Genomic DNA, 8,019 nt, shown 5'->3' on the forward strand with positions numbered 1-8,019 from the left:
CAGGACTCCAAGAAATTGGGTGCGAGTGGTGATGCTCCCGTATTGAAATCAGATGACCAATCGGAAATCGGTGATTCTCACCGCACCTTTCCGCAGGACGAGGCACCTACGGCTTCGCTTCCGCCGCTTACTACGGAGGATGGCCGACCGATTCCCAGACCGTCCGTTCGTGTAAAACCGGCAGCAAGAGTTAAACCCACGTTACGGCAGCCATCACCTTCCGCGCCAGTGACAGCACCTCGACCTGAATCGCCGACTGGCATGCCCAATAAGGTGCCAACAACGCGTCCAGCCCTGAGTAGCCACCCTGATGTGCTGAAAGCAAAAAGGGAACAGGAATTAGCTGAATTAAAGAAAAAAACTGCAGCCAGACTGGCTCAACAGAAAGCTGTGAGGGCTGCAGCCAAGTCGACTGTTGCAGCCAGAGCTTCGCAGCCGGGAATTAACAAGTCTATTGATCCCGAAGTATTGAAAAAGGTGAAGGCGGCTGCAGCGGCCAAAAAGGCCAAACTTGCAGAGCAACAACAGACTACGCAATCAAGGGTTCAACAGGCAAAGGTTCAGCAACCTGATTTAACTAACAAACCCCAACCTCAAGCGAAAGCCAGATCAGTTCAGGAGCAGCTCGAACCGGAAATTCCATTGACTCTGGAGCCTATGGAAAATGAGCCGGTTGATGTATTCCCTAAAGATCAAAGAGCTTCAACAGCTACAGGCAATTTTCAACCACAAGCCAAAGCTACCCAGCATAAGCCGGATGTCACATCACGCAGACCTGCACCTGAGACAAAACCGAAGCGGGATACTAGCAGTGATCCTTTTGCGGATGCTGCGAAATCTGCCGCACAAAATTTTCGATCCAACCAGGGAGACTCACATACCGCAGACTTGTTTGGTAATAGTGATAGCGCCAATATTCTGCAACAAATGGAACAGTTTCCCCTGGTGCAGTCAGATTTTAAAGACAAAGCTGCAGCGTCCGGGGTGGTATCAGCGGTTAATTCCATTGTTGAATTATGGGGACCGAAGAAGGTTATTCTGGCCGTGGCTGTAATTGCAGTACTCGCGTTCTTCTATAACAGCTGGAGCGGAATTTTCTCTGATGGAGTGGCGGTAGAAACAACTATCGTGGAACAGGGGGAAATTTTTCAGTCCATTACTGTGCCCGGTAAAGTGGTTAGCAAGCTCCGCGTCGATGTTACTCCTTCCATCGCTGGCCGTCTGACAAACGTCTATGTCGAGGAAGGTGACGAGGTTAAGAAAGGAGAGTTGCTTGCTCGTTTGGATGACCGTGAAGCGAAAAGTAACTTGAAACGTTCGGAAGCCAATTTACGCAATGCCCAGGAAGATGTTTCCCTGGCCGAGCGATCCTTAAAGCGCCTACGTCAGGCGTTTTCCAAGGGTGCCGTTGCCAGGCAGTTGGTTGAAGAGGCAGAAGTTGAGCTCCGCTCAGCCAAGGCTCGTCATAGCGTTGCCGAAGAAGAAGTTCGTACCGCGAAGTTAAGTTTGGAAAACCCACGTATTGTCGCACCTTTTGCAGGAACCATTACTTCACGTTATGTTGAAATGGGCCAGTGGGTCGTGCCATCCGAAACCCTTTTCACGCTCGTTGATCAGTCACAACGCGAGATCGAGGTGCGGGTCGATGCTGCCGATAGTGGTGGTATTGCAGTTGGTCAGACTGTTACTTTGTCCAGTGATGCTTTTCCTGGTCTTGAATGGCAAGAATCAGTAACCCGACTGGCAGCTGCCACCAGCAATGTGGGTAATGCTAATACCGTAAGCGTGTATATCAGCCTTGGCAGTAGCGCACCTTCACTGAGATTTGGTCAACAGGTCGATTCGGAGATCCGTACCGCGTGGAATCCCAGCGCACTCAAAGTTCCGTACGGTGCGATTATCAATCGTAGCGGAAGATCATTTGTTGCGGTTGTACAGGATAACTTTGTTAACCTGGTTGAAGTGGAAACTGGCATTGAAGATTTCTCCCATGTCGAGATTCGCCAGGGTGTTAGCGTCGGGCAATTTGTCATTCTTGCTAACGGTGCTGATATTGCAGAAGGCGATCGCGTCGTCATTGAGACTAACAACTAATAATTAAATTCAATGATCTTATTACAGGATGTAAGTAAAACTTACTATCTTGGAGAAGTTGCTGTTCCCGTCCTCAAGAACATTTCCCTCCAGATAAATCAAGGCGAATTCGTTGCCATCATGGGCCCGTCAGGTTCGGGTAAATCTACGTTGATGAATATCATCGGTTGCCTCGACGTTGCGGATTCAGGGCGCTTCATGTTGAGCGGTACAGCCATTCAACACATGCCTGAATCGCAATTGGCAACTATTCGAAATCGCTATATAGGTTTTGTATTCCAGTCTTTCAATCTGATTCCCCGTGTAAGCGCTTTGCGTAATGTTGAATTGCCAATGATTTACGCGGGAATTGATCCTGAAGTTCGACGTCATCGTTCTTTAACTGCGCTGCAAATAGTAGGGTTGCGTGATCGCGCAGAACACTCGGGCGCAAACATGTCAGGCGGGCAACAGCAAAGAGTAGCGATAGCCCGGGCATTGGTAAATAATCCCCAGGTTATTATCGCCGATGAGCCAACCGGTGCTTTAGATACTCAAACCGGCCAGGAAATCATGAAATTGTTTCAACAATTAAATGCCAATGGAAAGACCATTGTTATGGTCACGCATGAAAAAGAAATCGCCGCTTTTGCGCAGCGAATTTTGTTTGTGCGCGATGGGCAGGTCATAGAAACGCCGCTTGAAAATATAGTTGGCCAGTCGACTGTATCAAACTGATTTGAGTTGCTCACTTTTATGGTTAAATCCGGGATATATAAAGATGTATTTGAACAAGCACTGTTCTCGCTTAGCGATAACAAGCTACGTTCTATTTTAAGTATACTGGGTATTGCAGTTGGTATCGGTGCAGTGATGGCTGTGGGATCAGTAACGGAAGGTATCCGCGATTTTGTCTATCAGGAGCTGGAATCCTATGGTATTCGCACTATTTGGGTGTATCGTGATCCAGATGAATTAAAAGATCAAAATCGTGCAGTAAGACAGGGAAGTGGCATATCCATTGAGGATTACGAATATTTTAGAGAAAACAAATCCTGCTGCCCTGCATTAAAACGGGTTACGCCCCAGGTGTATTGGGACGAACAGAAGCCAGTTAGAGTGAGTGGTGAAAACTACTTGATGAATTTAGAGGGAGTTGGCGTTGAATATCTTGATATAAATAATGATCATCTCGAATATGGTCGTAATTTTACAAATAAAGATATAGATAGACGCAATCCCGTCGCTATTTTAGGCACACTTGCAGCTGAAGAAATGTATGGCCGATCAAATTCTATGGGAAAAACGTTTCGTTATTTTGATCAAAAATATACTGTGATTGGCGTGATAAAAGCAAAAAGCCGTGACATTATCGAGCAGGTAAATGCTGATTCCTATGACCCCAACAAACGCATTTTAATACCTTTCACGAACTTGCAGACTATTTTCGGCTCCAAGGATGTTCATACTTTATTAGGTGAAGCATATAGCCTGGAAGGAACAGTGGATGCGATGGATCAGGTCAAGTCGGCTCTCGAACGTCGTTATAGTGGCCGTTTTACTTACAAAACAGAAAACATGCAGGGCTGGATTGATAACGCAGACAGTTACATTAATAAGTTGCGAATGACCGGGTTGTCGTTTGCGGCATTGGCCTTATTTGTTGGCGGCATGGGTATCATGAATATCATGAGTACCTCGGTAATTGAACGAACCCGTGAAATTGGAATTCGAAAAGCATTAGGTGCGCAATACGAGGATATTCGCTTCCAGTTTTTAATGGAAGCAACGGCAGTGAGTACCATAGGTGGCGTAATCGGCCTGGTATTAGGGATTTTGGCGACCTATGTTATCGGTTTTTCTACCGGGTATGGTTTTCAGCCATCCTGGACCATGGGTGTTATGGCTATATTAGTTTCAGCCATTGTTGGCTTAATGTCGGGATTTTTTCCCTCACGTTATGCGGCACGTTTGAATCCTGTAGATGCATTGCGGCACGAATAATATATTCCATTGGTATGACAATATAGAATGTAAGTTAGCGCTGATTCTTACGATGAATTTTTCCTATCAGCGACAGCATGCTGTAAATTCTGGGTTGCAAACTATCTGTAGATGATCTTGTTTGAGTTAACCTTGTGTTAATGCGCTTGGGAATGCGATTCGAATGCGTGGCAAAATAATCTGCGAACAACTCTGCAGGAACATTCACAAGATTTTTTGGAGCGTATTGGAATGGTACGCCGTCGTAGTAACAAACCTGTTTCTGAATTTGACCATCCTCAAGTTCGACTGTGTTATGCGCCAACGCTGTCTGATACGCGAGATCGCGATCTAGAAAATAGGTATCTTCGCAGGATTTTTTCATCACTTTATATACTCATGTTGTAATAGATTGTAAAAACAGACACTTGTATAGTTCTTTGTTGAATCCGCCTGGTGAGAAGCAGATATTAGTTTCAGATATAGCGACCTGATTAAGTCAATGCTTGAAGAAATCTGACGGTATTTGGAAAGTTAATGTGGAAATTTCGTTCAGTTTTGGGGGAGGCAAAGGTGATCACGTTTATAGAATCCTGGCTTGCATTCCCAGCCATTGCCCAGGTAATTCAGTTTAGCATTGTCCGGAATTACTATTACTACGCATTGATTGCCATCTTTAAGAAAACCTGTTCGGCATTCCCAGCCATTACCATAAAAATTTAATTTCGCATTCTCCGGAACCGGAATCTTTAGACACTGCTGATTATCCCGCTGATATCCAAAGTTGCAGCGCCAGCTGGTGCCCGTCTGGTTGAGTTGAGCATTGTCAGGAATCAGTATTTCAACGCATGTGTCTCCCTGCTGCCTGTATCCGCGTTCACATTCCCAGCTATTACCGTAAAAATTTAATCGGGCATTTTCAGGTACGGGAATTTTTATGCATAAATTGTCCTGTTGTTGAAAACCACGTTTACATTGCCATGCGGTTCCTGCGTAATTAAGCACTCCATTCTCGGGAACCTCAAGCGCTATGCATTGATTTTCAATTTTTTGAAAACCGCGTAAACATTCCCAGTCAGTCCCCTTAAGGTTGGGTTTAGCGTTATCTGGAATTTCTTCTGGATCAAGCGGAGTATCATCATAAGATGTCGTTTTCGACAAACGCTCGCGATTGTAAAATTTTCCATGGGAATGGAATAGATAGTGTGGCTCCACATAAGTGCCATCTTCACGTTCGTATCCTTCTACCCAGATTGCGGCAGCAGAGGCGCATTGGAAACTGGTAAGCCAGGTAATACAGGCAATCGCCAGATTTAGGCTTACTGTTTTAGGGGTGTACAACATCTTGAATACCATAAATTCTGAAATGAAATACCGTTGCTTGGTATTGTAAATGGTTTTGATAATCCTATTTTGTAACATAAAATGGTTTGTTTTTGAACAAGTTAGAGTGCGAAATTAGCGTAAAATCAGGGCAAAAAAGTAATCGTAGTAAGGATAGTATCCGTTATAATTGGACCGAATAAATGAAACACGTCACACCAACGAGATTAACAACCGCCATATTTTCCATCATCTGAGCAAAAAAATACATGCAGCATAAAGTAGGTTTTGTAAGTTTGGGATGCCCAAAAGCCCTTGTCGATTCTGAACAGATTATCACGCAGTTAAGAGCAGAAGGTTACGATATCAGTCCCAGTTACGATGATGCAGATCTTGTTGTCATCAATACATGCGGATTTATTGAATCCGCCATTGACGAATCACTGGAAACCATTGGTGATGCCCTGGGGGAAAATGGCAAAGTGATCGTCACAGGATGTCTGGGTGCAAAAGGAGATATTGTTAAAGATACCTATCCCAATGTGTTGGCTGTAACAGGTCCTCACTCCTTGCAGGAAACCATGGATGCGGTCCATGAGCATTTGCCTCCAGAGCATGATCCTTATACCAGTTTAATTCCTCCACAAGGTATAAAGTTAACTCCCCAACACTATGCCTATTTAAAAATATCCGAAGGATGTAATCACCGTTGTAGCTTTTGCATAATACCCGCATTGCGCGGTGATCTGGTAAGTCGACCGGTGAATGAAGTATTACAGGAAGCACAAAACCTGGTTGCAGCTGGTGTTAAAGAATTGCTGGTTATCAGCCAGGATACCAGTGCCTATGGCGTGGACACCAGGTATAAAACCGAATTCTGGAATGGACATCCCGTTAAAACACGCTTTCAGGACCTGGTTACAATGTTAAGTGAACTGGATGCCTGGGTGCGCTTGCATTATGTTTATCCATATCCGCATGTAGATGACATCATTCCATTAATGGCGCAGGGAAAGTTATTACCTTACCTGGATATTCCTTTTCAACATGCCAGCCCTAAAATTCTCAAAGCCATGAAACGCCCGGCCAGTAGCGAAAATGTATTGGAACGATTGGCTCGTTGGCGGGACATTTGTCCTGATATTGCTATACGCAGTACGTTTATCGTAGGTTTTCCTGGAGAAACAGAGAAAGATTTCGAGGAGTTGCTGGATTTCCTGGAACAAGCCCAACTGGATCGAGTGGGTTGTTTTAAATATTCAGCAGTGGAGGGTGCTAAAGCTAACGAATTACCTGATCCGGTTGATGAGGATATCAAGCAGGACCGCCTGGATTTATTTATGCAAGTACAGGAGGGAATCAGCCGATCCAGGTTAAGTCAGAAAGTTGGCCAGGAATTAACAGTCCTGGTTGACGAGGTGAATGATTATGAAATTCTGGCTCGCAGCCAGTACGACGCACCAGAAGTGGATGGCCAGGTTATAATCCAGGAAGGATTGGATGTGCAACCAGGTGACACACTACGCGTTAAAGTGACTGATTCCACCGAGCATGATTTAATCGCCCAATCAATTTCAGAGAAAGATTCAAATAATGCAGACTATGAATAGATATTCACACCCTTGTTAGGACCACACTTTTTAAATTAGCCCGTTATCGGTACTTGTAAACAATATTCACCACGGATTCCGTGTCCGTTTTCTCGATCCCTGGCGGAACATCTGAGGTATAGCGAACCGTGTAACTGAGCCTTAGTGCTAAGACGCTATTTATATTTGCTGTCAAGGCAGTGACAGATCTGTTGATGGTGGTGTCTTCACCTATGTCAGAAAACAGGTCCTGAGCAAACTCACTATTATCACTTATATTCCATTTCAGGTTGGCTGCAAGGCGAGCTAAATATTCTTCATCTGTTTCTCCAGAATCTGCTTTACTGTAGCGAGCACCAGGACCAATTTCACCATCCAGACTTAGCGTAGGCTTGTGAATGATTCTACGACCATAACCAGCAGACACCGTGGTGCGGTATTGGAAACCACTAAAGCGGTCATTGTCATAAGTTGCTGTGACGTAAACGTAGTCGAACTTTCTAAATTTGTAATCACTCTTGCCGGATAAAAAGTAACGTTCAGCCGTTGCAACACCGTGATCTGAGTTATTCAAACCTTCAGCGAGCAATGTATGGCGCCACTTTTCAACTTCTTTTACTGCATCAACTTTACCTTTGATCGTTTGAGTGTCCGTATTGCCAGTGGTTCTCACATAACCCAGGCCGATGTCAGCTCTCCAGGTGGTAGGCTTTTTTTCTTCTTCAGCGGCATGAGAAGCTGATACCAGAAGTGTGAGGGTGGAACAAATTGCCAATGCGGTTTTTAAATTCATGGTTTCCTCTTTGTAATTTTTAAACTTGAGAATGAAGCGTGGCTATTTTAACAACAAGCGCAAAAAATAGTCATAATTTTTAATTACTATCACCCATTGTGAAAACTGAGACGATATGCTCAAAATGCGAACAGCCTGGCTGTGCATTGATGTAAAGATGGAATGTTCGTAAGACTGTTTCAAAATATTACTGGCTAAAATTTTGCCTTTGATTATGGGATAAGGTAGTGTACATGTGGTTCGTAAGCTATTGTAAAC

6 protein-coding genes are annotated in these 8,019 nt (G+C 44.5%); 4 read left to right on the plus strand and 2 right to left on the minus strand.

Going from position 1 to position 8,019, the window contains the following annotated elements; translation table 11 throughout:
• From ACWVCM_RS16390 to ACWVCM_RS16400, 3 genes are all read left to right on the plus strand, one after another.
• Positions 1 to 2,094, plus strand: a 2,094-nt coding sequence (locus tag ACWVCM_RS16390; protein ID WP_455202847.1) for an efflux RND transporter periplasmic adaptor subunit, incomplete at its 5' end; no start/stop codon positions are given.
• 12 nt (positions 2,095 to 2,106) lie between these two features.
• Positions 2,107 to 2,811, plus strand: coding sequence for an ABC transporter ATP-binding protein (locus tag ACWVCM_RS16395; RefSeq protein ID WP_455202848.1), 705 nt, complete (start codon positions 2,107 to 2,109; stop codon positions 2,809 to 2,811).
• An 18-nt stretch (positions 2,812 to 2,829) separates the two neighbouring features.
• Positions 2,830 to 4,077 carry an ABC transporter permease gene (locus ACWVCM_RS16400; protein WP_455202849.1) on the plus strand — a complete coding sequence of 416 codons (1,248 nt, stop codon included), beginning with the start codon at positions 2,830 to 2,832 and terminating at the stop codon, positions 4,075 to 4,077.
• 531 nt (positions 4,078 to 4,608) lie between these two features.
• Here ACWVCM_RS16400 and ACWVCM_RS16405 read toward each other — a convergent pair.
• A complete protein-coding gene (locus tag ACWVCM_RS16405; protein ID WP_455202850.1) occupies positions 4,609 to 5,400 on the minus strand; it encodes a hypothetical protein in 792 nt (263 codons plus the stop codon).
• Positions 5,401 to 5,648: 248 nt separating this feature from the next.
• Between ACWVCM_RS16405 and rimO the strand changes: the two genes are divergently transcribed.
• Entirely contained in the window at positions 5,649 to 6,989 is a 1,341-nt protein-coding gene (gene rimO / locus ACWVCM_RS16410) for a 30S ribosomal protein S12 methylthiotransferase RimO (protein WP_455202851.1), read from the plus strand.
• A 43-nt stretch (positions 6,990 to 7,032) separates the two neighbouring features.
• Here rimO and ACWVCM_RS16415 read toward each other — a convergent pair whose 3' ends face one another.
• Positions 7,033 to 7,761 carry a DUF481 domain-containing protein gene (locus ACWVCM_RS16415; protein ID WP_455202852.1) on the minus strand — a complete coding sequence of 243 codons (729 nt, stop codon included), beginning with the start codon at positions 7,759 to 7,761 and terminating at the stop codon, positions 7,033 to 7,035.
• Between the last annotated feature and the right edge of the window lie 258 nt (positions 7,762 to 8,019).

This window comes from Kaarinaea lacus (genome assembly GCF_975902315.1).

What these genes read in the sequence shown, in the direction of transcription:
- ACWVCM_RS16395 (WP_455202848.1), top strand. Translation starts at nt 2,107, where the DNA reads ATGATCTTATTACAGGATGTAAGTAAAACTTACTATCTTGGAGAAGTT.
- rimO (WP_455202851.1), top strand. Translation starts at nt 5,649, where the DNA reads ATGCAGCATAAAGTAGGTTTTGTAAGTTTGGGATGCCCAAAAGCCCTT.
- ACWVCM_RS16405 (WP_455202850.1), bottom strand. Translation starts at nt 5,400, where the DNA reads ATGTTGTACACCCCTAAAACAGTAAGCCTAAATCTGGCGATTGCCTGT.
- ACWVCM_RS16400 (WP_455202849.1), top strand. Translation starts at nt 2,830, where the DNA reads ATGGTTAAATCCGGGATATATAAAGATGTATTTGAACAAGCACTGTTC.
- ACWVCM_RS16415 (WP_455202852.1), bottom strand. Translation starts at nt 7,761, where the DNA reads ATGAATTTAAAAACCGCATTGGCAATTTGTTCCACCCTCACACTTCTG.